Here is a 24,235-nt window from a genome sequence, read left to right as displayed (position 1 = left end):
GGAATGGATTGGCCTTAGACGCTCGTACCCAAACCGATATTTTCAATCTTGAGCGGGTAGAGGTATTAAAAGGTCCGTCTGGAACATTATTTGGTGGACAAATGGCGGGATACGGTGGCGTGGTCAATAACGTAACGAAGAAACCTTTTGAGAGTTTTCGTGGTGAAGTAACGTATACGGCAGGTAGTTTCGGTTTAAATCGATTTACAGCAGATGTCAATAGCCCATTAAATGCGGATCGGACGGCACTTATGCGGGTAAATGTTTTTGGGCATAGCGAGAATAGTTTTCAGGATTATGGTTTTTTGCGTAATGCTGGCGCTGCTGTCAGTTTGGCTTTTAAACCGAACGACAAAACGACGGTACGGTTTGATGCCGATGTAACCATTCCAACTAAAAATCTAAATGGGTATACAAGGCCAACTAAAGGTTTAACAGCAAGTAGTATAAGAGATCTTCATATGGACTTTAAACGATCGCTATCTAGTGATGATATTGGTACGCCGAGATCTACTGTGAATGCTATGGCTGAGATTGAGCGGAAACTGTCTGATCATTGGATTTCAAGAACCAGTTATCAACATGGACAATCAGGAGAAAAGGGATCCATATTCTTTGTGACCTATTTTTTGGATAACGAAAATATCCAACGACGTTTTAGGATATTTGAAAATTATCAAATTGTTACCGATAATATACAACAGAACTTTACCGGTGATTTTAAAATTGGTTCTGTTCGAAATCGAATGGTAGTAGGTTTAGATTATTTTTCCAGAACCCTACATAACCAAAGTATGCAACCCATATTTCAAATATATGATACGGTTGCTATTAATGACCCCAATGGCTGGACTCCAATTGCAAAGTCTCGAATTAATGATATAAGACAGGAAAAAGGACAGCCATCTACAAACGATATTACAGGGGAGAAGACTTACGGTGCCTATTTTTCTGATGTGGTGAATATGACCGATAATCTGATGGCAATGTTAAGCTTGCGTGTCGATCGTTTCGAACGACAGTCGTCTAGACATAATGGCGTTGAAGCTGATGACGGAGATGGACAGACGCAGTTTTCTCCTAAATTAGGGTTGGTTTATCAACCAGTTAAAGACAAAGTTGCTCTTTTTGCAAGTTATTTAAATGGTTTTTCTAATCCTGCTCCATCGTTAAATAGCGAAACAGAAACATATACCTATTGGAAACCGGAGCAAGCGAATCAATGGGAAGGTGGGGTTAAATTGGATCTTTTAGATGGCAAGTTAAGCAGTACCATAAGTTATTATAATATTGAAGTAAAAGATAAAGTTCGTTCATTAGGAGATGGTTCTTCCGTACAAGACGGTACGCAGCAAAGTAAAGGAATAGAGTTTGATATTATTGCCAATCCTTTGCCTGGCCTTAATATAGTAGCAGGATATGGATATAATGATAATACGTTTACCAAAGATACTGAAGCTAACCAAGGAAAACGTGCACCTTGGACTCCGGTCAATGTGGCTAATTTTTGGTTAAGCTACCGTTTGATGACGGGTACAGCTAAAGGGTTGGGTGCTGGTATTGGAGGTAACTACGCAGGGAAAACATACTTTGATGTTGATGAGCTCTTTTCCGTTCCTTCATCTACGCTCTTTAGTGCTACCGTATTTTACGATCAACCCAAGTACAGGATTGGTCTGAAATGTAATAACCTCAGTAATGAACATTATTGGAACTTCTATGGACAACCACAGAAGCCAAGAGAAGTGCTGTTAAACGTGTCTTATAAGTTTTAATGCGGCAATGGCAAAGAGCGAATAGGTAATAGCAAGCAATAAGCCGTAAACTATAGACAATTCCGACAACGAATAACGAACAACGAATAACTATAAAAACGATGGGTAAAGAAAAAAGCTTAGCAACAGTGCCTCCTAAAAAAGTAGGAAAAAGCTGGTTGAGTAGGGCCATTGCATGGATTCATTTATGGCCTAGCCTGGTGTCGGCCATTATCTTAATCGTGGTCTGTATAACCGGAACAGTCGTCGTGTATTGTGACGAAATTATGGAGTGGTCGGCTGGTGATGCCCGATATGTAGAACAGGTAGGGAAAGAACGTATGCCTGTAGAACTAATCATGGAACGGTTGAAAAAAGAATTTCCCAATTATGGCAACCCAAGTTATATGGTTGCCTATAAGGATCCTAAAAGGAGCGTGCGTTTCAATATGTTTAGCAGAAAGGTGGGTTTACGGATGGTATACGTTGATCCGTATACAGGTGAAATTTTAAAGAATGATGCAACCATCTATTTCTTTTACATTACGGCACACCTCCATGCATCCTTGCTATGGGGTAAGACGGGTATGTGGATTGTAGACATAGCGACTATTATTTTTCTGATCGAGCTAATTACCGGATTAGTGTTATGGTGGCCAGCAAAATGGACAAAGGCAACGCGTGATGCGAGTTTTAAGGTAAAATGGAAGGCACGTTTTGAACGTCTAAATTATGATCTGCACAATGTCATTGGTTTTTATGCCTTATCGATTTGTCTGGTTTTAACGCTTAGCGGTTTGATTATTGCGTTTAAACCGCTAGCTCAATTTACCATTCAAGCTGCCGGGGGGGATGCCTCTCATCACTGGGAAGAGCAATTGCCTGCTGCTGATCAGGGGAAGGTACCAGCAGCTATTAACCATACCTTGGATCAGTTTTTTGCCGCCTATCCCGAAGCCAAGGAAGCTCAAGTAAATACCTTTAAATTAGATCAGAATGGTTGGTACGGATTGCGTTTGGCACGTGCTATCGGACTGAAAAGCGCAGATAATGCCAAGGCGTTTTTCATAGACCGGTACAGTGGGCGCTCCATCGAAGTGCCTGAGGCGGCCATGAAGCATGAACAAGTAGAAAATATTTACTGGAGCCTGCACATGGGGACTTGGATGGGACCTATCGGAAAACTATGTACATTCATCGGTGGATTGGTCAGTACGAGTTTGCCCATAACGGGTTTCATCATTTGGTGGGGACGGAGAAAAAAGGGTAAGAAGAGAAAAGGCTCAAAGGAGTCATTAGCTGAAGAACGCAGTATGGGTTCGTATAAGCCAAGACACCTTGTTAAGGCGAATAGCTAAATCATGCGCAGTATACCGTATTAAATGCGATTGTCTTGTCTTTCTGTAGAAGAACGTGGAAAGTAGCGCTAGAATTTCTACTTTTACCTTTTCAAAAGAAAAAATTATGCACAAGCAGTCATCAATAGAGCTACTGATTATCGCTTGTTCTGCCGGAGGAGTGTTATTATTGATGGATTTATTGGCCGCACTAAATCGGCAAATTGGATTTTCAGTATTGGCGGTCGTCCATCGTAATGATAAGTTTCCCAGTTCGCTGGAGCAAATGGCCCAGCAGAAATGTAGTTTAAGCGTTAAACAAGCGGAAGAAAAAGAATCCTTAGCGCCTGGAGTGGTTTATTTTGCCCCGGCAGGATATCATGTATTAATTGAATCGGATAAAACCATTTCCTTAGATGTATCTGAGCCGGTTAATTATTGTCGGCCCTCTATTGATGTGGCTATGCAAAGCGCAGCAGAAGTTTATCGGGAAAAACTAATGGCCATTCTGCTTTCCGGGGCGAACCAGGATGGAGCAGAAGGCATGCGTGCAGTATATGCTTACGGTGGCTTAACCTTGGTGCAAAGTCCCAAAGAAGCAGAAGTAGATACCATGCCCAAGGCTGCAATTGATACCCATGCTATTGTTTCGATTCTATCAGACGAACAGTTGAAGCGTTATTGTCGAGAGCTTGTTTAGTTGCCAGTTGTGCGTTACAAGTTACCCGTTGTGCATTGTCGGCGTAGGTATAAGACACAAGTGCAAGGCACAAGACCTTTTTTAATGAAAATATAATAAAGCCAAAAGCTTCTGGGAATGTTTTGATACTTGATACGGATATCTTCAGACTAGAATGATCAACTTTCCATCATCAACGATCAACTGCCAACTATTTTGTTAAAAAAATATTTGGACGTATGGACTTAATGCATTACTTTTGCAATCCAAAATAACACTAAGTACTGCGGAAGTGGCGTAATTGGTAGCCGCACCAGACTTAGGATCTGGCGCCGAGAGGCGTGGGGGTTCGAGTCCCTTCTTCCGCACTTGATTCCTCCCGACAATATCGGGAGGAATTTTTGTATTAAGCATTATTAAAACGCAACGAATGAACATTTCACAGGAGAAAGTAGACGACCTGAATGCAGTTATCCATGTAGACATTAGCCCTGCAGATTATAACGAACCCGTAAATAAAGCCATTAAGGAACAGGCTAAAAAAGCGAAGCTTCCCGGATTCCGTCCTGGAATGGTACCTGCATCGCACATTAAAAAAACTTACGGTAAAGCGATTCTTTTTGACGAGATCAACCGTTTGGTAAGCGATCAATTGAACAAGTATTTAAGTGATAATAAAATAGAAATACTTGGACAACCGCTTCCCAAAGAAGACACTGCGGCAAACTACAATTGGGATTTTAATGATGAATTTAAGTTTCAATATGAAATTGGTTTGGCCCCTGCTTTTGACATGCCTTTCGGCGAAAAGGATAAACTTACGCAATACGATATTAAGGTAGATGACGAAACATTAGCTTCCCGTATAAAAAATTTACGAAAAAGCTATGGCAAGATGACTAATCCAGAGGTTTCGGAAGATGGTGACGTTTTGTATAGTACGTTAACCCAATTGGATAAAGCAGGTCAGGTCTTGGCCGGTGGTATTGAGAATACGGCTTCTGTAAGGACGGATTTAGTAGAGGATAAAAAAATTAAAAAGTCATTGATTGGTCTGAAGAAAGGCGATGAAGTAACGATCGATCTTAAAAAGGCCTTTAATGACGAAAATGTAGCACGTATCTTAAATATCAGTCAGGAAGAGGCGGAAGCTTTAAGCGATAGCACCTTTAAATTAGTGGTGAAGAATGTGAATCGTTTGGAGGAAGCAGACCTTAATCAGGAGCTTTTTGACAAGTTGTTTGGAAAAGACGAGGTAAAAACAGAAGAAGAGTTTCGGGCACGTGTGACGTCAGAAGTGGAAGCGATGTTAGTTCAAAATTCGGATCAGCGTTTGCAACAGGATTTGTATAATTTTGGCATGGAAAAAGTAACCGTTCAGTTTCCAGATGAATTTTTGAAACGCTGGTTGAAAGCTACTAATGAAAAGTTGACGGATGAAGAATTGAATGAAGGATATGACGATTTTATTAAAAATTTGAAATGGACCTTGATTGAAAACAAAATCATTACGGAAAATAAACTGGAGATTAAATACGAGGAAGTATTTAAATTGGCAAAAGAACGTATTGCAGCCCAGTTTAAGATGTATAGCCCGGAGCCCATTAGTGAGGAACAGCTAGCGCAATATACGGTTCAATTTTTGCAAGATAAAGAACAAGCCAACCGTTTATTTGAAGAAGTGAAAGCATTGAAGGTGTTTGATTTTCTTAAGGGCTTAGTAAAACTGACAAAAAAAGAAATTGATTATAACAAATTCTTGGAACTTAAATAAGCATTTATCATTTCCTATAGGATACGGAATGATGCGGGCTGGCTAAACTCAAACTTTAGCCAGCTTTTTGTTTGACCTATCTCCGTATTTCATGATTGTTCTGGCGCATTTTGGTTTAATACTAATAATAGCATTGGGGTTAATTCTAGGAGACTTAGAAACGGCAAAGGCGTCAGTTTTTGTCTTGATATAAGGCATTATGTCAGTCTGTAGACACGGATTGGAGGAAATATTGGCTTGGCGCATTCTTTGCAGAAAGCTAAGCGTAAAAAAGTGTAATCCTCTTTGCTGGTATTCGAGATTTTAGAATTAATCTTCTATATTAGCTAAGCAAAAAAGCAAAACTATGAACATAGATAAAAATGAATTTAGAAAATATGCGGTAAAACATCACCATATAGGCAGTCAACATGTTGATCGTTTTATCAACAACGTGGAGACGCAAATGCCTGTTTCACTGACTCCCTATATCATAGAGGAGCGTCAGTTAAATGTTGCACAAATGGACGTGTTTTCCCGTTTAATGATGGATCGGATTATTTTCTTAGGCGATGCAGTTACTGATCAAGTAGCTAATATTATACAAGCACAGCTTTTGTTCTTACAATCTGCAGATGCTCATCGTGATATTCAGATTTACATTAATTCTCCAGGTGGTAGCGTATATGCAGGTTTAGGTATTTACGATACCATGCAATATATTTCACCTGATGTCGCTACGATCTGTACCGGCATGGCTGCATCAATGGGTGCCGTATTGTTAGTAGCAGGCGCTAAAGGTAAACGGGCGGCTTTACGCCATTCGCGGGTAATGATTCATCAACCATCGGGTGGAGCGCAAGGTGTGGCTGCTGATATGGAAATTAACCTTCGCGAGATGTTAAAGTTAAAAAAAGAATTATATCAGATTATTGCAGATCATTCCGGAAAATCCTACGAGTGGGTAGAAAAAGCATCAGATCGCGACTTTTGGATGACCTCCGATGAAGCGAAAGAAAACGGAATGATTGATGAAGTGTTAATAGGGGGAAAGAAAGATAAATAACATGGCAAAGAACCCAAGAGAAGTTACTTGTTCGTTCTGTGGTTTGCGTAAGTCGGAAACATTAATGCTCATTGCGGGCAATGATGCGCATATTTGCGACCGATGTGTGGCGCAGGCTAATGAGATTTTAGCGGAGGAATTGACCTTACGTAAAAATAAGAGCGTACAGGCAGCATTAAAATTGTTAAAGCCAGCTGAAATAAAGGCACATCTAGATCAATATGTTATTGGTCAAGATGATGCTAAAAAAGTATTGTCTGTTGCCGTTTATAACCATTATAAACGGTTGAACCAGAAGGTAGATAAAGATGAAATTGAAATAGAGAAGTCGAACATCATTATGGTTGGTGAAACAGGTACTGGAAAAACCTTATTGGCAAAAACGATTGCCAAAGTGTTGAATGTACCTTTTTGTATCTGCGATGCGACGGTATTAACCGAGGCTGGTTATGTTGGCGAAGACGTGGAAAGTATTCTCACCCGTTTACTACAAGCAGCGGATTATGATGTTGCATCTGCGGAACGGGGTATTATCTATATTGATGAAATTGATAAGATTGCCCGCAAAAGTGATAATCCATCTATTACACGTGATGTTTCGGGCGAAGGTGTACAACAGGCTTTATTAAAAATTCTTGAAGGGACAGTGGTGAACGTACCACCACAGGGCGGCCGAAAACATCCGGATCAAAAAATGATCGCTGTAAATACCAGTAATATCTTGTTTATCTGTGGTGGAGCATTTGATGGGATACAGAAAAAAATCGCTAACCGTATGCGTGCGCAAACCGTAGGATACAAAATGAATAATGAGCATGCAGAAATCGATTTAAACAATCTTTATAAATATATCACACCGCAAGACCTCAAGGCGTTTGGATTGATTCCGGAGCTCATCGGTAGGTTGCCTGTCATTACGTACCTGAACCCATTGGATCGGGATGCATTGTTAAATATTTTGACTGAACCGAAAAATGCGCTGGTTAAACAATACCAGAAGTTGTTCGATTATGAGCATATCCAACTTCAGTTTGACCCGGAAGTCTATGCATTTATTGTAGATAAAGCCAATGAATTTAAATTGGGCGCACGTGGCTTGCGGGCGATCTGTGAAGCCATCATGCTAGATGCAATGTTCGAAATCCCTTCACATGATAAGGATGATGGGGGAGCACTATATATTACATTGGATTATGCCAAACAGAAATTTGAAAAATCCGATCTGAAAAAATTACATGTTGCCTAAGCAAATCAAATCCTCCGTTCAAAAACGGGGGATTTTTTAGTTTTACGTTGTAAGTAACTTAAAAAGCAGAAAGTACAATAGGGCATCAGGTATGAGCAGATGAGAAATAATAAGTGCTAAGTCTACTTTAGTCGACGCACAACGCACAATCGACAACTGATAACTCAAAACTATGGCAAAACGGATAAAGGAAGTAGAGTCTCCGATCAAATCAGGGCTCAAAAATAAAGAAGACATTGTAAAAAATTGGTTGCCTCGCTACACCGGAAGACCTTTGGAAGAATTTGGCGAATACATTTTATTGACGAATTTTTCAAATTATTTGCTTCTATTTTCGGAATGGCATAACAATGCACCGGTATATGGGCTTGATAAACCCATGCAAAGCGTAACCGCAGCCGGTATTACAATTATTAATTTTGGAATGGGAAGTCCGGTAGCCGCAACCGTTATGGATTTGCTAACCGCTATACAACCTAAGGCTGCTTTATTTTTAGGAAAAGCAGGTGGATTGAAGAAAAAGAATAATATCGGAGATTTGGTTTTGCCAATCGCTGCGATTAGGGGGGAGGGAACGTCAAATGATTATCTTCCACCAGAGGTGCCTGCTTTGCCGGCGTTTGCTTTGCAAAAGGCCATTTCGACAACGATACGGGATAATAGTCGTGATTATTGGACAGGTACGGTATATACAACCAACCGCCGTGTGTGGGAACATGATAAAGAATTTAAAAAATACCTGAAATCTATTCGTGCAATGGCTGTTGATATGGAGACGGCAACCATATTTACGGTTGGGTTTGCAAATAAAATTCCTACAGGGGCGCTTTTGCTAATTTCTGATCAACCCATGATCCCTGAAGGCGTAAAAACACAGGAAAGCGATTCATCGGTCACCGCAAATTTTGTAGAAATTCATTTAAAGATAGGCATTGACTCTTTGAAGCAGCTTATCAATAATGGACTAACGGTTAAGCACCTTAAGTTCTAAGTTATAAGTGTTTTTTATTCGGTTTATTAGAGGAAAGTCAGTCCGATTCTTCGGTTTAACCCTTGTTCAAAAATTCGGATTAATGTCGAAAGCTGAATATTTCCTTTTCCATTTTCAAGTTTAGAAATGTAACTTTTTTTCGTTCCTGCTCTTTCCGCCAATTGTTCCTGTGTCAATTTTGCTTCTTTGCGTGCTGCTTTCAACATTTCGCTCACAATAAACATTTGTGCACCTTCTTCGTATTTGTTTCGACTTTCAGTCCCGATTTTTCCGTGTTCGAGTTCAATCAGTTCGTCAAATGTCTTTATATTGTTATATTTTTCCATAACCGTCATTTTTTATTTTAAACTTGTCTACCGGGAGGCAAAGTATTCCTTCATTAATCGTGCTGCTTTATCAACTTCTTTTTGCGGTGTTTTTCGGGTCTTTTTTTGAAACCCATTAAAAAGAACGACAAGTTTCCTATCATCAAAGCAACAGAAAATTCGATAAATATTAGATTTGTATTCAATCCGAATTTCATAAAGTCCATCCGTTCCTGTCAAATGTTTTAAAAACTTTTCAGGAACCTGGTCAACTTGTTTAATCAACTCAAAAACGTATTGAATCTTCCCTTTTACTTTTTGATCCTGCTCTTGGTAAAATTCAATGAAATGGTTTTTGTAGAAGATTATTTTTCTGCTCACTTGCCAAAGTTATTTTAAAAGATAACATTTTCCAAATTTTGAGAAGTTTTTTAGTGTTATGAGTTTTAAGTCCTAAGTGTGCGCTTACCCATTACAACTTTAAAGCTTATAACATAAAACTTTAGGCTTTTCGCTTTCTGCTCTTAAAACGTAAAACTTAGAACTCAGAAGTGCTTGTTGGTTATCGGTTATGAGACCGTTAACCAAGTCTGCTTTTTTACTTTTGAGTTTTTACTTTTGAATTCCTTATGTTTGTATCTATACGATTAAACAAAAGGCTATGTGGTATAACAACATTTTAGAAACGATAGGCAATACTCCCTTGGTTAAATTGAATCAGCTAACAAAGGAGATTAGGGGTACTGTTTTGGCGAAAATTGAGACCACTAATCCAGGAAATTCTATTAAAGATCGTATGGCGATCAAGATGATTGCTGATGCCGAAGCGGCTGGTTTGCTCAAACCAGGTGGTACCATCATAGAAGGAACTTCTGGCAATACCGGAATGGGCTTGGCAATTGCTGCGGTAATCAAGGGGTATAAATGTATTTTTACGACAACGGATAAGCAATCTAAAGAGAAAATCGATGCTTTGCGTGCCTTTGGTGCTGAAGTTATTGTATGTCCTACCAACGTTGAGCCAGAAGATCCGCGTTCTTATTATTCTGTTTCTAGCAGACTGGAGCGGGAGGTTCCAAATGCTTGGAAGCCAAACCAATATGATAACTTATCTAATACTCAGGCACATTACGAACAAACTGGTCCAGAAATATGGGAACAAACCGAGGGTAAAATCACTCATTTAGTCGTTGGTGTAGGTACAGGGGGGACAATTAGTGGCGCAGGCAAATACCTCAAAGAAAAAAATCCAGCTATTAACGTGTGGGGTATTGATTCTTACGGTTCTGTATTTAAAAAATATAAAGAAACGGGTGTTTTTGATAAGAATGAAATTTATCCCTATATCACTGAGGGTATTGGGGAAGATTTTTTACCCAAGAATGTAGATTTTGGTGTCATTGATCACTTTGAAAAAGTGAGCGATAAGGACGCTGCACTTATGACGAGGGAAATAGCCCGCAAAGAAGGAATTTTTGCAGGGAATTCGGCAGGTGCAGCTATTGCCGGATTATTACAGATGGGCCACCTATTGAAAGAAGAAGATGTAGTCGTCGTTATTTTTCATGACCACGGATCACGTTACATGGGGAAAATGTATAATGAGGATTGGCTGCGCGAAAGAGGCTTCCTTAAAGATGAAAAATTGACAGCAGAACGGATTCTGAAGCGGAGGGGTACACAAGAAATGATTACGGTTGATGGTGAGCAGTCGGTGATGGAAGCCTTTAATACCATGAAAACATTGCATATTTCACAAATTCCCGTTACACAACAAGGAATGGTTGTAGGAAAAGTGACGGAAGCCGATATTTTACATGCACTTTTAGAAAATCCGGGAACGAAATCGGGCAAAGTGATCGATATTATGACAGCGCCTTTTCCTTTTGTCGACCGCAATACGTCCATTAATAAGCTTTCTGCTTTAATAAACAAAGATAATAATGCCGTTCTAGTTGAGGATACTTCGGGAAGGTTAGAAATTATTACGCAATACGATATTATTAATGCTATATCGGGGTAAAGGAAGTTGCCCGTTGTGGGTTACGAATTATGAGTTTTGCAGAAAATTATATTGGTGATAAAAAGAGTATATGATCAATGAACAATTTTGTTCATTGATCATATATAAATTATATTGACAATAATGAAATGAGATTGTCTAGTCTTGATACGCACAACGGACAACTCGCAACGAACAACTTTTTCAATGCAGGGGTTTCCCTTCAATTCTTTTTATCTGTGCACCCAATGCTAAGAGACGCTTATCAATATGCTGGTAACCCCTTTCAATTTGTTCGATATTGTAAATGACTGATCGCCCTTGTGCAGATAATGCTGCAATTAAAAGCGACACTCCCGCGCGGATATCGGGAGACGTCATCTCGATTCCCTTTAACTTAAAGGCTTTATTCAAGCCGATGACGGTTGCCCGATGCGGATCGCACAGGATAATCTGCGCACCCATATCAATTAGTTTGTCGACAAAAAAGAGGCGACTTTCAAACATCTTCTGATGAATTAATACGTTTCCTTTAGCTTGCGTTGCGACAACCAAAACAATACTTAATAAGTCTGGCGTGAAGCCAGGCCATGGAGCATCTGCAATGGTTAGAATAGAACCATCAATAAATGTTTCAATCTCATAGGATGTTTGTGCCGGAATATAAATATCATCACCCCGATGCTCCAACTGAATACCTAAACGTCTAAATACGGTAGGGATAATTCCCAGCTCTTCAAAGTGAACATCTTTTATGGTTATTTCGGAGCTGGTCATGGCGGCTAATCCAATAAAAGAGCCAATTTCAATCATATCCGGCAACATACGATGTGCTGTTCCCGATAGGCTGTCTACGCCTTCGATGGTCAGTAAATTGGAGCCAATACCAGTAATTTTCGCACCCATACGGTTAAGCATTTTACACAGTTGTTGTAAATAGGGTTCGCAAGCTGCATTGTATAGCGTCGTTGTTCCTTTCGCCAGTACTGCTGCCATCACGATGTTTGCGGTACCGGTTACAGACGCTTCGTCTAACAAAATATAGGTGCCCCGTAGATTGGTTGCGTCAATGGTGAAGAAATGGTTGTTGGCATCGTAATGGAAAGTAGCTCCAAGTTTTTCAAAACCCAAAAAATGGGTGTCTAATCGTCTTCTGCCAATTTTATCACCACCAGGTTTTGGAATAGCAGCTTTTCCAAAACGAGCTAAAAGCGGTCCAACCAACATGATTGATCCTCTTAGGCTGCCGCCCTTTGTTTTAAATTCTTCCGATTGAAAATAGTCAATATTAATGTCTTTCGCTTCAAATGTATAGGTGTCTTGATTGATCCGTTCAACCTTTACACCCAAATCCGCTAAGAGCTCTATTAATTTGTTGACATCCTTGATATCCGGTACATTGCTGATGGTCATCTTTTCTGCCGTAAGCAACACGGCTGAAATGATCTGTAAAGCTTCGTTTTTAGCTCCTTGTGGGGTGATTTCTCCTTTGAGTGGCTGTCCGCCATAGATTTCAAATGCGTTCATGCAATGGTGCTATGCTTATAAAAAATTAAACCGGCTTCTATCTTGCTGCCTGAAAGGACACATACGATAATAAGCCGGTTGGAATAATCAGATGGGAGGGAAGTTTAGAAGCGTTTACGCTTTTTCCCTCCATTGTTCTGGTTCTTATTGTTATGCTGTTGTCGGTTCTTTTGCCCTCCGCTATTCTGTTGATTATTGGTGTTGCTTTTTGTGCGATTACCGGGAGGAGGAGTTTTAAACTCTAATTTAGTTAGATTGACATCATCACCGAGCACCAAATCGTTATTAGACATTTCTTTGAGATCATCAATGATGTGTTCATCGCTTACCGAATCCTTATTCCACGTAACATAAGCCATTTTCATAAAATTAGCCATAGACTGTACCATGCTTTTCTTGCGATCGGGATCTTCGATTTTCTTTGCCTTGTTAATCATGAGCTCAATCGTATAACCATAATGTTTGTACTTTATACGATGCTGAGGGTAATTCAGTGTCTCCGGTTTGGCATGGATGGCACCTGGAGTGGGTTTTGGGTAAGGAGAATCCACGTCAATCTGAAAATCAGAAATAATATGTAAATGATCCCAAAGCTTATGTTTAAAATCGGTTACATCTCTTAAATGCGGATTCAAAAAACCCATCAGGTCTATCACGACCTGTGCATGCCGGTTACGTTCTTCCTTAGTCGGAAGCGTACAGATGTAAGCGACCATATTCTGTACATTGCGGCCATACTCGGCCAATATTAATTTTTTTCGGGTGCTATTATAGTCAAATTCCATATCTTTCTTCTATTACCAGTTGTGCGTTGCGCGTTGCTTCCAAATGGCTAATTAACAATTCTAAGTTTTGCAAATTTAAGCAACAATTGCTTTTGTCCTAATTCTTTAAAAAAAATTGTTGCTTTTACATCAGGTTTATTTCCTTCTAAATTAATCACCTTGCCAAAGCCGAAACGTTCATGTTCTACTTCCATGCCTACTTGCAGGGTGCTGGTGTCTGAAGGAGTGAAACCAGGTGAGGGTTGATGAGCCTTTGGCAATATTGTGGTCGTTTTCTGTGCTATTTTTGGCTTGGGCTTGGTGAATATATCTTGTGTTTGTGACCAACTGTTTCGTTCTTTTGCGAAAATATCTCCATTATTTGGCTTTGGCATAGGCGCTTGGAAGTCGAGTGCCAAGTAACGGGGGTCTATTTCATCAATAAATCGGCTGGGTTCGCAATTGTTTAAGGTTCCCCACCGATAACGGGAAGTAGCATAAGATAAAGTAAGTTTCTTTTCGGCACGTGTTACAGCAACATAAAATAGTCTTCTTTCTTCTTCCAGCTCGGTACGTGAATTAAGAGATAATTGAGAAGGAAATAGATTCTCTTCTAAACCTACAATGAATACTTGCGAAAATTCCAGTCCCTTGGAAGAGTGGATGGTCATTAACGAAACCGTATCGGCATTCGGATTTTTGTCATTATCATCATTGGTCAGTAAGGCGATATCCTGCATAAATACAGCTAAGCCTTTTTCCTCAATATCTTCCCTTTCGCTAAATTCTTTAATCCCGTTTAAAAGTTCTTGGATATTTTCGTAGCGATTCAATCCTTCTACTGATTTATCTTCGTACAGATCTTTTAAAATACCCGAATGTTGGGCTATATGCATAGCCGTGTCATATGCATTGTTGTTTTTAGCTAATACCTGAAACCCCTGGATCATGGATCCAAAAGGATAAACAACACTCGCTGTACGTCCGTCTAAAAAATCTTGTGGACTACTAATAATTTCCCAAACGCTCTTTTGATGCTGGTCTGCTGCAATAAAAATCCGATCAACGGAGGTATCGCCAATACCTCTTCGCGGATAGTTGATGACACGTTTGAGGGCTTCTTCATCGTTGGGGTTAAACGTTAGACGAAAATAGGCAATAAGGTCTTTTATTTCTTTACGTTGGTAAAACGATGTACCTCCGTATATTTTATATGGGATGTTTAATTTGCGTAGCGCTTCCTCCATTGCCCTTGATTGTGCATTGGTGCGATACAGAATAGCGAAATCCTTAAAGTTGCGGGAATAAAGCGATCGGTCTTGCAAAATACTTTCGGCTACCATCTTTCCCTCTTCATTATCACTGAAAGCGCGTACCACTTTTATTTTATCACCGATTTCATTATCTGAGAAAACATTTTTCTTCAGTTGGTTTTTATTATTGGAAATAATGCTGTTGGCAGCATTAACAATGTTCTGCGTAGAACGGTAATTTTGTTCCAATTTAAAAACATGAAGATCAGGGTAGTCTTTTTCAAAATTTAAAATGTTCTGAATATTAGCTCCCCTAAAAGCATAGATACTTTGTGCATCATCACCTACTACACAAATATTTTCATTAATGGCCGCAAGTCGCTTGACAATAAGGTATTGTGAGAAATTGGTGTCCTGGTACTCATCTACCATTAAATACCTAAATTTCGTTTGGTATTTATACAGCACTTCGGGATGCTCTTTGAGCAGTACATTGGTTTTAAACAGTAAGTCATCAAAATCCATTGCCCCTGCTTTGTAACAGCGTTGCGTATAGGTCATATAAATCTGTCCTAACTTATCGCGCCCGGCAGATTGATCTTCTGCCTGGATCTGTGGATTTTGTTGGTATTCTATTGCAGCGATCAGGTTATTCTTGGCTGCAGAAATGCGGTTGTATACAAAATTGGCATTATATAATTTATCATCCAATTGCATTTCCTTCAATATAGATCGGATTAAGCTTTTGCTATCATCCGTATCGTAGATCGTAAAATTGCTGGGATATCCAATGAGATGTGCTTCTACCCGTAAAATTTTGGCAAATACGGAGTGAAAGGTACCCATCCAGATATTTTTTGCTTCACCACCTACCACACGAGTAATCCGTTCACGCATTTCTTTAGCTGCCTTATTGGTAAACGTTAATACTAAGATATTAAAAGGATCAACACCTTTTTGAATTAAATAGGCTACTCTATAGGTAATAACGCGTGTTTTTCCTGATCCAGCTCCTGCCACAATCATGACTGGGCCTTCCGCTTGTTCTACTGCTGCTCGTTGTGAAGGGTTTAATCCGTTTAAAAAATCCAAAATTCCTGCCTTTGATTTAAGAGGTGTAAAGATAATAAAAAGTTGTGAGTTACGCGTTACGTGTATCAAGTATCAAGACATCAGTATCAAGACATCAGTATCAAGTATCAAGATATTCCTAACGCTCTTAGCTTTATTAATTTCACTAAAATTTGTCTTGTGTCTTGCTACTTGTATCTTATGTCCTTTTTAAGCTTTTAACTTTTAGCTTTTAACTTTTAAATTTGACAAATGCAAGCACAATATCCTTTTAATGTACGAGTCTACGGATTGCTGATTAATGAGCAGCAAGAATTATTAATAAGTGATGAACAGGAATACGGGATTCGGTTCAGCAAATTTCCTGGGGGTGGCTTGGAATATGGCGAAGGGCTGCGTGATGCCCTGAAGCGGGAATACCTGGAAGAATGCATGGTAGAAGTAGAGGTCTTGGAACATATTTATACGACAGATTTTTATGAACATTCCTATTTTAACGACAGTCAGATTATTTCTATCTATTATAGCGTGATTAATAAAACGCCTTTTAATATTCTATTTAGGCAGCTAGCTTTCGATTTTGGTACGCAAGTGGGCGAAGTTTTGCAATCCTTCAGGTGGGTAAAATTGACAGATATTAAGCCTGAAGACCTAACCTTTAAAACCGATAGAATTGCTTTGCAGGAGTTATTGAACCAGCAGCGTGGTTGTGCGTTGTAAGTTGTTATACCTTACACCTCATACCTTAAATCTTACACCTCATACCCATACCGCTGTTCATTTTGTTCAGTCTTAGTAATGATGGCTGATAATTTTTATTGAAGGCTATCTTTGCGTTACTATGTATTTTATAAACCTATTATTCATATTGCTTTCCCTAAATGTATCGGCTCAGGCATTATCTGTTGCCCGCTATTGCGCCATGGGAAACACGGGGATAGCGTTACAGGGACTGGAAAGCTTATCGGCGAATGCCGCAGGTCTCGCTGCCCTAGACCAATCAGCAGTAGCTTTATATTATCAAGGCCATTATGTAGCTAACACCCGTACACAAGGGCTGTTAATGGCTATACCGACGCATATAGGCACCTTTGGCGTTTACCTCAATCAATATGGTATCTCCGGTGTTTACGTTGAGCGTACAGTCGGAGCAACGTATGCTATATCCTTTGGTCAGCGTTTGTATACCGCTTTAACGCTTAATTACCATCAGTTGCGTATCACAAACTATGACAGCAAGCAAACTTATTCTGTAGATGTGGGTCTGCAGTACCGTATTCAAGATAACTGGTGGGTTGGTGCCAAACTAGCGAACCCCGGTTATGCCGCTTATGACGATGCGCTTTACGCGGTGATCCCCGTTCAATTGAGTTTCGGTACCAGCTATCGCGTACATCAGGGCTTATTGTTAACAGGTGATATGGAGCGTTTACTCTATAGAAAAAAGACGGATGTGCGTACCGGCTTGGAATACCAATTAGCATCTTGGATCTATTTTAGAGGTGGTCTTGGATTCGATGAGTTTAGCCAGTTTTGCGGACTCGGTTTACGCCATCGAAAAATGACGTTTGACTTAGCCACGATCATCCATCCGCAGTTGGGTTTTGCTCCGCAATTATTTTTGGCTTATGCTTTTTAGGTTATGCACGATATCGGTGCTTTTGCTAGTTGTTTCGATCTGTCTAAAAGCACAAACAAACGAAGACCTGTTACTCGAACAGTTGATGGAGTCTATAGCTAATGAATTGCCTGAGGATGTGGATAATACCGAACTTACAGAACGATGGATCTATTACTTGCATCATCCCATTGATTTGAATGCAACCTCTGGTAAAGAATTAGCGGAATTACAATTTCTTTCACCCTTACAGGTGGCCTCAATTGTCGATCGCCGGAAAGAAACCGGTTCTTATTTGTCTGTGTATGAATTGCAATCCATTGCTGGCTTAACAGCCGATTTGGTTCGTTTACTGCTTCCCTTTGTACAAACCGATCCGTCTTCAGAAGTAACACAACGTCGTCTTGGCGATTACCTAAAGGATGGCAAATACGATGCGCTCTTTCGTTATAGTAGAATCCTAGAGCAATCGAAGGGATACACCATAGCTGATCCAACAAAATCACGGTACCTCGGCTCTGCCGATCGCCTTTTGATAAAGTATCGCTATCAACTGCCTCAACGGTTGCAGGTAGTCGTCAATATGAAAAAAGATGCGGGCGAACAGTTCTTTACAGGAGCACAACGGATGGGTTTTGATTTTTATTCGGGAAGCATTGCCCTACAATCGCAGCACCGATGGAAACAGATCGTATTAGGAGATTATACGCTGCAATTTGGTCAGGGATTGGCATTGTGGTCGGGATTAAGTTTTGGGAAAGGAGCATTGGTACAGCACGTAGCTCGCTTAGGTATGGGCTTACGACCATACACCTCAACCAATGAATATGCTTTTTTTCGAGGGCTAGCCGCTACCTATGCGTTACGAAAGATAAGCATTACACCTTTTGTTTCGTATAAGCCATTAAGTGCAACCTTTGCTGATCGTGTTGATGATCATAATATCTACAGCGCTATTAGCAAAACGGGGCTTCACCGTACTCCAAATGAAGTTGCTAATCGGTATAAGCTAAAAGAATTGGTTTTTGGCGCTAATGCGCAATTCCAATCCAACGGACTTACCATTGGTGTAAATACGTTTCGAACACAATTTGCAGGTCTTATCCAACCAAGGGAGTATTTGTATAATTCCTATTCGTTTCGCGGACAAGCGCTAACCAACAGTAGCATCTATTATAGTTACGCTTTTCAGAATATCTATGCCTTTGGCGAGCTGGCTAAAAGTTTTACAGGGGGCCTGGCGTACACTAGTGGCTTGATCAGTACACTTTCGCATGAGTTGTCTCTCGTTCTGCAATACAGGAATTACCAGAAAGATTACCATGCGTTTTATAACCAGGCTATAGCCGAAGGTAGTGAGCCGGTTAATGAAAAGGGATTTTATACCGGATTGATTTTTCAGCCCAGCAAACGATTATTATGGGTTGCCTATGTCGATTACTTTAAATTTCCCTGGCTTCGTTACCGAGTAGATGCCCCGTCGGATGGTCAGGATATGTTCACACAACTTACCTTAACCCCTAATAAGCAAACGAAATGGTTGTTTAGGTATCGCTATCGTAATAAGTTGGAAAACGGCGATTTGGTACAACAGGTGTCTTCAATGGCTCAAGTTAAACGGCAGCAGCTACGGGCAGAAATACAATTTCGGCTGAGTCCAATATTTAATATGCGCAACCGTGCCGAATGGGTATACTATAAGAAGGCGGACCAAAAAGAAAGAGGCTATTTAGTTTACCAAGATATGCTGTATAAGCCGATGCAAGGGCATTTCTCCGGAAACTTTCGTTTCGCCTATTTTCACACCGATGGCTATAACGCCCGGATTTATGCTTTTGAGAACGATGTGTTATATGCTTCTTCTTTTCCCTTTTACAGCGACAAAGGTTTTCGGTATTATCTAAACCTGAGATATAAGTTAAAGCGGGGAATTGACTTTTGGTGTCGGTATGGGGCATTTCTATATCCACAAAAGGAAACGTTAGGATCAGGCTTGGATACTATTGAAGGCAAGCACAAATCGGAAATTAAGGCGCAAATCCGTGTACAATTTTAAAGCATTGCCATGTATCCGATAGCTATTTACCGCGCACAGCATCCGTACCTGTTTTTCGTTGCGGCGTTTATAAGTGGTATCCTTTTGGCTTTTTATTTACCCGTTTCTTCGATCGCTTATGATGTGGTATTGGTAGGAGTGGTGTTGGCATTAGGTACCTTTACCGCCTTAGCATGGAGGAGTAAATGGAAAGACTTTCGTTTATTTGATCTTGCTGGTTTAAGTTTTTTCGCCATATTAATAGGTTTAGGCTGTTTGCTTACCTGGAAAGATATTCCTGAGATGAATGCTCAGCATTTTAGCCATTATCCGGCAACACGTTTTTTAGGTTATGTGGTGAGCGATCCCGATTCCCGAGGGGATTTTCTATCGGTAGAATTGAAGGTTTCCGCCGTCAAAGAAAGGGAGCTTCATCTGGTGGACGGTACCCTTTTACTTCGGATTGATCAACGGAAAAATCCCATTTCTTTGCGCTATGGAGACGAGCTTTTATTGGAAGGACATGTCCAACGGATTGATCCTCCTTTTAACCCACATGCCTTTGATTATGCGCAATATATGGCTAACCGGAATATTTGGCATCAGCTATACCTGTCGTCACAGGAAATTAAAAAAACCGGCCGTTTGGAAGGTAGTAAATTGATACGATACGCCTTTACGCTTCGACGATATTTGCTGTTCAAATTTGAACAACAGGTAACCAATAAAGCTTCTGCTGCACTTTTATCGACATTAGTATTGGGGTATCGCGCCGCACTCGATAAGGACTTGGTACAAGCATTTTCTACTACAGGAACTATTCATGTGCTTTCTGTTTCGGGGATGCATGTGGGAATCGTCTTTGCCTTTTTTGCATGGGGCATGCGGTGGATGGAAAACCGCCGTTATTTTTCTGGCTTACGTTTGCTTATCCTGTTAATCTTGGTGTGGTGTTACGCCTTAATTACCGGTTTTTCTTCATCCATATGTCGGGCAAGCTTTATGATTAGTTTTATGTTGATCGGACAGGTCGGAAAACAGTCCCGTCATACCTATAATCATATCGCTGCCTCAGCTTTCTTTTTATTGCTGTTTTATCCTAAGTATCTCTTAGCCGTAGATTTTCAACTTTCGTATTTGGCGGTGATAGGCATGGTCTGGATTGCCCCCAAAGCCAATGCTTGTTTAAACATCAAGCATAAGTTCGGTCGACAGTTGGTGGCTTACCTTTTGTTATCGTGTGCTGCCCAAGTGTTAACCTTCCCGCTAGTATTATATTATTTTCATTCCTTTCCTACGTATTTTCTCGTAGCCAATCTTTTGGTAGTTTTACCGGCAACGCTTATCATCTATGGCGGGTTTGTTTTGCTTTTGGTACCCATTGCAGCTATTACGCGGTTAATAGGCTTCGCATTGGAAAAGTTAATTGCTTTGCTAAATGAACTACTGATAACCGTAGCCCATTGGCCAGGGGCCACGATAAAAAGTGTCTGGATAAGTCCGTATGAATGTATAATGCTTTATTTTGTTTTGATCACCTGTGTATTGACCTGTCAATATGCGAATAAAAAATTGTTTTACGGCATGCTTGGTTGTTTTATTGGATTAACGATCCTAACAGGCTATCGTGTTTGGAACAAAGCTACGGTGAAACAGCTCATTATATTTAATGTGCAAGAACAGATGGCTATCGCGTTACTTGATGGAAATAAGCCCATACTATACAGCAATATAAAATCCACTCAAGATGTCCTATTTTCCTATGCGATTAGACCGACCATAGAAGCGCAATCGACCATAGAAAATTTGGTATTTATTCCTTCACCGGCTAAAAGTTGCGGTGTCCAATTTAGTATCAATGGTGATCTTATTCAATTTATGGGAAGAACATTGTTCATTTTGGATGGGAAGAGGAGAAATAAACTACCAGCACGTACTCCACATTGGCTATTGTTAAGAAATGATGCCTCTTGTAATTTGTCTGTTTTTAGTAAAGCGGGAAGGAGAAAACCTATACTGATCCTAGATGCTTCCAATCATATCCGCACTTTAAAAAAATATGCTGCTGAAGCAAAGCGCTTCGGGTTTGAGATATACTGCCTAAAGGATAATTTTGCGTATGTTTGGGATGCTAAAAAGCAGCGATAGCATGTCCATTTACGAAATACTGCAGCATTATTGGCGATATTCGCATTTCCGTCCATTGCAAGAAGAAGTCATTGAGCAAGTACTTGCAGGAGAAGACACCTTAGCGCTAATGCCGACAGGTGGAGGGAAATCCCTTTGCTTTCAAGTACCAGCTATGGCTATGGATGGCATTTGTATCGTAGTAACGCCACTAATTGCGTTAATGAAAGATCAGGTAGAGCATTTGCACGCAAAAGGAATTGAAGCGGTGGCCATTTTTTCTGGAATGACCAAGCGCGAAGTTGATATCGCCTTGGACAATTGTATTTATGGGAAGATAAAATTTTTGTACCTGTCGCCCGAACGTTTGATGAATGAACTGGTCCGCGAACGTATTCGCTATATGAAGGTCAATCTATTTGCTGTTGATGAAGCGCATTGTATCTCACAATGGGGGTATGATTTTAGGCCGCCTTATTTGCATGTAGTTACCCTCCGAGAGTTGCATCCTCAAGTACCTTTCTTAGCCTTGACCGCAACCGCTACCCTTAAGGTGATGGTAGATATTCAGGAAAAGCTACAGTTTAGGTTAAGATCAGATCAAAGAAGTGCTGTTTTCGTAAAGAGTTTTTTTCGTCCTAACCTGGCCTATCTGGTATTGGAGGAAGTGCATAAAACCAGACGGTTATTGGGTATCATAAAAAAGACTGGTGGAAGTGGTATTGTCTATGTTCGTAATAGAAGGGAGACGCAAGAGCTTACTCGTTTTTTGCTGTCGGAGGGCGTTAAAGCCGATTTTTACCATGCAGGACTGACAACGCCCGAGCGCTCCAAAAAACAAGAAGATTGGAAAAAAAATCGAATACAGGTTATTGTCGCTACCAATGCCTTCGGAATGGGAATAGATAAATCTGATGTCCGTTTTGTGGTGCATATGGATTTACCCGATTCCTTAGAGGCTTATTATCAAGAGGCAGGCAGGGCAGGTAGAGATGAAAAAAGTGCCTATGCTGTTTTACTTTTCAATGAAGCGGATAAGCTACGCTTGCTTAAAAACCTTGAATTAAGCTTTCCTACCGTTAAAGAAATTACCCAGATTTATTATCATTTAGGGAACTATTTCCAGCTAGCTTACGGTGCGGGTCAAAACCTCAGCTTCGATTTTGATCTGGCCGATTTCTGCCATCGATATCAATTGGAGCCTTTAAAAACCATTAGTGCATTAAAATTTCTGGAACGAGATGAATGGCTGACAGTGTCCGAAAGCGTTTATATTCCTTCACGCTTGCGCTTTGAAGTATCTGCACAAGATTTGTACAGTTTTCAAGTGGCTCATGCTAATTTGGATGGATTTATCAAGACCATTTTGCGGGCATACGGTGGGGCTTTCGATTATTATACACCTTTTAGAGAAGCAGATCTCGCCCGTAAAGCAGCCTTGTCAATGGCAGATACCCTAAATTGTTTACAACAGTTGGAGCGGTATCAAATTATTACGTATATACCGCAGACGGATAAACCGCAGTTGCAGTTTTTGAGGCCTCGAAGTGATTCCCAGCATCTCTCCGTAAATAGGCAACATATCTTGGAACGAAAGCAAATTGTTACCGAACAAGTGGAGGCCTTGCTTAACTATTTGAAGCCAGACGACTGTCGCTCGCGTAAGTTATTGGCCTATTTTGGTGAACAACAAAAACAATTATGTGGTATTTGCGATTATTGTTTAAGGCAAAACAAAAAATCAAGATTGCAAGAGTCTGCTAATAAAATTATTGCAGAGCTTACCGCAGCATTAGCGCATGCACCCTTGTCTTTAGATGATTTGGTGGCCTGCTTACAAACTGGTGATGAACAGGAGCGAATTTCGGTTATTCGGGATTTGGTGGATAGTGGGAAGTTAAAATTAAATCAGGGAAAATATTATTTGTAATAGATTAGAAATACTAGCACTAACCCTATTAGTCAAGACAAAACAACCATGCATGCAGCCGTATGTAGCTATATTGGAATATATAATTTAGCAAAGTTTTGCTTAATTAAATGTTGTTTATTTATATTTGTACATACCGCATTATAAACATTATGGAGCACACGGACTTTACTGATGTTGAATTATTGATGGAATTGAAGGCAAATAACCATCAAGCATTCAAAGTAATCTATAAAAGGTATTGGAAAGTGTGTTTTTTACAAGTATTTCGAAAATCAGGCAGCAAAGAATTGGCAGAAGAGCTTACCCAGAATGTATTTGTATCCTTATGGGAGCGTAGGCAGGTTGTAGAGATTTCCAATTTATCTGCCTATCTTTTATCCGCCGTTCGGTTTAGCTTTATTAATCATTTAAAGAATTTACTGCAATTTGATATTTACGTCGAAAACAAGAAAATAAATGGCGAAATTGGTTGTAATGTGTTAGAAGAACGATTGGCTGTCAGGGAACTTTCTGTTTCTATTGAGAAAGGTATTAACTTACTTCCGCGGAAAACCCGTGAAGTGTTTGTACTCAGTAGACTGGAATATCGTTCCGTCAAAGAAATTGCACAGCAATTGAAAATTTCTGAAAAGGCAGTTGAATACCACATCACACAATCTCTTAAAGTGATGCGTATTGCTTTAAAAGATTATATGCTCTTATTTATTTTATTGATTGTTTTTGGCTTTTAGGCATTAATCCCTCGCTTTTTTACTAACCTTTTACCTCTTTCGT

At 40.0% G+C, this 24,235-nt stretch carries 19 protein-coding genes and 1 tRNA gene; 15 read left to right on the top strand and 5 right to left on the bottom strand.

Going from position 1 to position 24,235, the window contains the following annotated elements:
- Positions 1-8 precede the first annotated feature (8 nt).
- From ABD930_RS20105 to ABD930_RS20070, 8 genes are all read left to right on the top strand, one after another.
- Positions 9-1,775, top strand: a complete 1,767-nt coding sequence (locus tag ABD930_RS20105) for a TonB-dependent siderophore receptor (RefSeq protein WP_345234740.1) — start codon at positions 9-11, stop codon at positions 1,773-1,775.
- Positions 1,776-1,876: 101 nt separating this feature from the next.
- On the top strand, positions 1,877-3,112 hold the full coding sequence (locus ABD930_RS20100) for a PepSY-associated TM helix domain-containing protein (RefSeq protein ID WP_345234738.1): 1,236 nt from the start codon (positions 1,877-1,879) through the stop codon (positions 3,110-3,112).
- 106 nt (positions 3,113-3,218) lie between these two features.
- Positions 3,219-3,791, top strand: a complete 573-nt coding sequence (locus ABD930_RS20095; protein ID WP_345234736.1) for a chemotaxis protein CheB — start codon at positions 3,219-3,221, stop codon at positions 3,789-3,791.
- A gap of 265 nt (positions 3,792-4,056) precedes the next feature.
- Positions 4,057-4,138: transfer RNA gene (locus tag ABD930_RS20090), tRNA-Leu, on the top strand.
- Positions 4,139-4,200: 62 nt separating this feature from the next.
- The gene (gene tig / locus ABD930_RS20085; protein WP_345234733.1) at positions 4,201-5,544 is read left to right on the top strand and encodes a trigger factor; all 1,344 of its coding nucleotides are present in this window, start codon (positions 4,201-4,203) and stop codon (positions 5,542-5,544) included.
- A 346-nt stretch (positions 5,545-5,890) separates the two neighbouring features.
- A complete protein-coding gene (gene clpP, locus ABD930_RS20080; protein ID WP_345234731.1) occupies positions 5,891-6,589 on the top strand; it encodes an ATP-dependent Clp endopeptidase proteolytic subunit ClpP in 699 nt (232 codons plus the stop codon).
- A 1-nt stretch (position 6,590) separates the two neighbouring features.
- Positions 6,591-7,835 carry an ATP-dependent Clp protease ATP-binding subunit ClpX gene (clpX, locus tag ABD930_RS20075; protein WP_345234729.1) on the top strand — a complete coding sequence of 415 codons (1,245 nt, stop codon included), beginning with the start codon at positions 6,591-6,593 and terminating at the stop codon, positions 7,833-7,835.
- 172 nt (positions 7,836-8,007) lie between these two features.
- The gene (locus ABD930_RS20070; RefSeq protein ID WP_345234727.1) at positions 8,008-8,826 is read left to right on the top strand and encodes an AMP nucleosidase; all 819 of its coding nucleotides are present in this window, start codon (positions 8,008-8,010) and stop codon (positions 8,824-8,826) included.
- 26 nt (positions 8,827-8,852) lie between these two features.
- On the opposite strand, the gene ABD930_RS20065 is transcribed toward ABD930_RS20070, so the two are convergent.
- Positions 8,853-9,152 (bottom strand): helix-turn-helix domain-containing protein, encoded by a 300-nt coding sequence (locus ABD930_RS20065; RefSeq protein ID WP_345234725.1) that lies wholly within the window; start codon positions 9,150-9,152, stop codon positions 8,853-8,855.
- A gap of 27 nt (positions 9,153-9,179) precedes the next feature.
- Positions 9,180-9,512 (bottom strand): type II toxin-antitoxin system RelE/ParE family toxin, encoded by a 333-nt coding sequence (locus ABD930_RS20060; RefSeq protein ID WP_345234723.1) that lies wholly within the window; start codon positions 9,510-9,512, stop codon positions 9,180-9,182.
- A 280-nt stretch (positions 9,513-9,792) separates the two neighbouring features.
- Here ABD930_RS20060 and ABD930_RS20055 point away from each other — a divergent pair, with 280 nt between their 5' ends.
- On the top strand, positions 9,793-11,154 hold the full coding sequence (locus ABD930_RS20055; protein ID WP_345234722.1) for a pyridoxal-phosphate dependent enzyme: 1,362 nt from the start codon (positions 9,793-9,795) through the stop codon (positions 11,152-11,154).
- A 183-nt stretch (positions 11,155-11,337) separates the two neighbouring features.
- Here ABD930_RS20055 and murA read toward each other — a convergent pair whose 3' ends face one another.
- The 3 genes from murA to ABD930_RS20040 all read right to left on the bottom strand — a co-directional run bounded on the left by murA (position 11,338) and on the right by ABD930_RS20040 (position 15,769).
- Positions 11,338-12,660, bottom strand: coding sequence for a UDP-N-acetylglucosamine 1-carboxyvinyltransferase (gene murA / locus ABD930_RS20050; RefSeq protein ID WP_345234720.1), 1,323 nt, complete (start codon positions 12,658-12,660; stop codon positions 11,338-11,340).
- 104 nt (positions 12,661-12,764) lie between these two features.
- Positions 12,765-13,445 carry a DUF4290 domain-containing protein gene (locus ABD930_RS20045; protein ID WP_345234718.1) on the bottom strand — a complete coding sequence of 227 codons (681 nt, stop codon included), beginning with the start codon at positions 13,443-13,445 and terminating at the stop codon, positions 12,765-12,767.
- Positions 13,446-13,492: 47 nt separating this feature from the next.
- Entirely contained in the window at positions 13,493-15,769 is a 2,277-nt protein-coding gene (locus ABD930_RS20040; RefSeq protein WP_345234716.1) for an ATP-dependent helicase, read from the bottom strand.
- A 231-nt stretch (positions 15,770-16,000) separates the two neighbouring features.
- Here ABD930_RS20040 and ABD930_RS20035 point away from each other — a divergent pair, with 231 nt between their 5' ends.
- From ABD930_RS20035 to ABD930_RS20010, 6 genes are all read left to right on the top strand, one after another.
- Positions 16,001-16,468 (top strand): NUDIX domain-containing protein, encoded by a 468-nt coding sequence (locus ABD930_RS20035; protein ID WP_345234714.1) that lies wholly within the window; start codon positions 16,001-16,003, stop codon positions 16,466-16,468.
- A gap of 121 nt (positions 16,469-16,589) precedes the next feature.
- A complete protein-coding gene (locus ABD930_RS20030) occupies positions 16,590-17,387 on the top strand; it encodes a hypothetical protein (protein ID WP_345234712.1) in 798 nt (265 codons plus the stop codon).
- Complete coding sequence (locus tag ABD930_RS20025; RefSeq protein WP_345234710.1) at positions 17,377-19,422, top strand: ComEA family DNA-binding protein; 2,046 nt, start codon at positions 17,377-17,379, stop codon at positions 19,420-19,422. The genes ABD930_RS20030 and ABD930_RS20025 overlap by 11 nt, the downstream gene beginning before the upstream one ends.
- Positions 19,423-19,431: 9 nt before the next feature.
- Positions 19,432-21,549, top strand: a complete 2,118-nt coding sequence (locus ABD930_RS20020) for a ComEC/Rec2 family competence protein (RefSeq protein WP_345234708.1) — start codon at positions 19,432-19,434, stop codon at positions 21,547-21,549.
- Between the two features lies 1 nt (position 21,550).
- Positions 21,551-23,458: a RecQ family ATP-dependent DNA helicase gene (locus ABD930_RS20015; RefSeq protein WP_345234706.1), complete on the top strand. Its 1,908-nt coding sequence runs from the start codon at positions 21,551-21,553 to the stop codon at positions 23,456-23,458.
- Positions 23,459-23,610: 152 nt separating this feature from the next.
- Positions 23,611-24,192, top strand: a complete 582-nt coding sequence (locus tag ABD930_RS20010) for a sigma-70 family RNA polymerase sigma factor (protein WP_345234704.1) — start codon at positions 23,611-23,613, stop codon at positions 24,190-24,192.
- Positions 24,193-24,235: the final 43 nt, after the last annotated feature.

Source organism: Olivibacter ginsenosidimutans, assembly GCF_039542865.1.
GTDB lineage: Bacteria > Bacteroidota > Bacteroidia > Sphingobacteriales > Sphingobacteriaceae > Olivibacter > Olivibacter ginsenosidimutans.
The sequence above is the reverse complement of the archived record's forward strand: the minus strand, read 5'-3'. Positions and strand labels throughout refer to the sequence as shown.

Excerpts from the sequence above, each read along its gene's own strand:
- ABD930_RS20100 (WP_345234738.1), top strand. The coding sequence starts at position 1,877 with ATGGGTAAAGAAAAAAGCTTAGCAACAGTGCCTCCTAAAAAAGTAGGA.
- ABD930_RS20065 (WP_345234725.1), bottom strand. The coding sequence starts at position 9,152 with ATGGAAAAATATAACAATATAAAGACATTTGACGAACTGATTGAACTC.
- ABD930_RS20020 (WP_345234708.1), top strand. The coding sequence starts at position 19,432 with ATGTATCCGATAGCTATTTACCGCGCACAGCATCCGTACCTGTTTTTC.
- ABD930_RS20010 (WP_345234704.1), top strand. The coding sequence starts at position 23,611 with ATGGAGCACACGGACTTTACTGATGTTGAATTATTGATGGAATTGAAG.
- ABD930_RS20045 (WP_345234718.1), bottom strand. The coding sequence starts at position 13,445 with ATGGAATTTGACTATAATAGCACCCGAAAAAAATTAATATTGGCCGAG.
- ABD930_RS20025 (WP_345234710.1), top strand. The coding sequence starts at position 17,377 with ATGCTTTTTAGGTTATGCACGATATCGGTGCTTTTGCTAGTTGTTTCG.
- ABD930_RS20015 (WP_345234706.1), top strand. The coding sequence starts at position 21,551 with ATGTCCATTTACGAAATACTGCAGCATTATTGGCGATATTCGCATTTC.
- ABD930_RS20055 (WP_345234722.1), top strand. The coding sequence starts at position 9,793 with ATGTGGTATAACAACATTTTAGAAACGATAGGCAATACTCCCTTGGTT.
- ABD930_RS20070 (WP_345234727.1), top strand. The coding sequence starts at position 8,008 with ATGGCAAAACGGATAAAGGAAGTAGAGTCTCCGATCAAATCAGGGCTC.
- tig (WP_345234733.1), top strand. The coding sequence starts at position 4,201 with ATGAACATTTCACAGGAGAAAGTAGACGACCTGAATGCAGTTATCCAT.
- clpX (WP_345234729.1), top strand. The coding sequence starts at position 6,591 with ATGGCAAAGAACCCAAGAGAAGTTACTTGTTCGTTCTGTGGTTTGCGT.
- clpP (WP_345234731.1), top strand. The coding sequence starts at position 5,891 with ATGAACATAGATAAAAATGAATTTAGAAAATATGCGGTAAAACATCAC.
- ABD930_RS20030 (WP_345234712.1), top strand. The coding sequence starts at position 16,590 with ATGTATTTTATAAACCTATTATTCATATTGCTTTCCCTAAATGTATCG.
- ABD930_RS20095 (WP_345234736.1), top strand. The coding sequence starts at position 3,219 with ATGCACAAGCAGTCATCAATAGAGCTACTGATTATCGCTTGTTCTGCC.
- ABD930_RS20035 (WP_345234714.1), top strand. The coding sequence starts at position 16,001 with ATGCAAGCACAATATCCTTTTAATGTACGAGTCTACGGATTGCTGATT.
- murA (WP_345234720.1), bottom strand. The coding sequence starts at position 12,660 with ATGAACGCATTTGAAATCTATGGCGGACAGCCACTCAAAGGAGAAATC.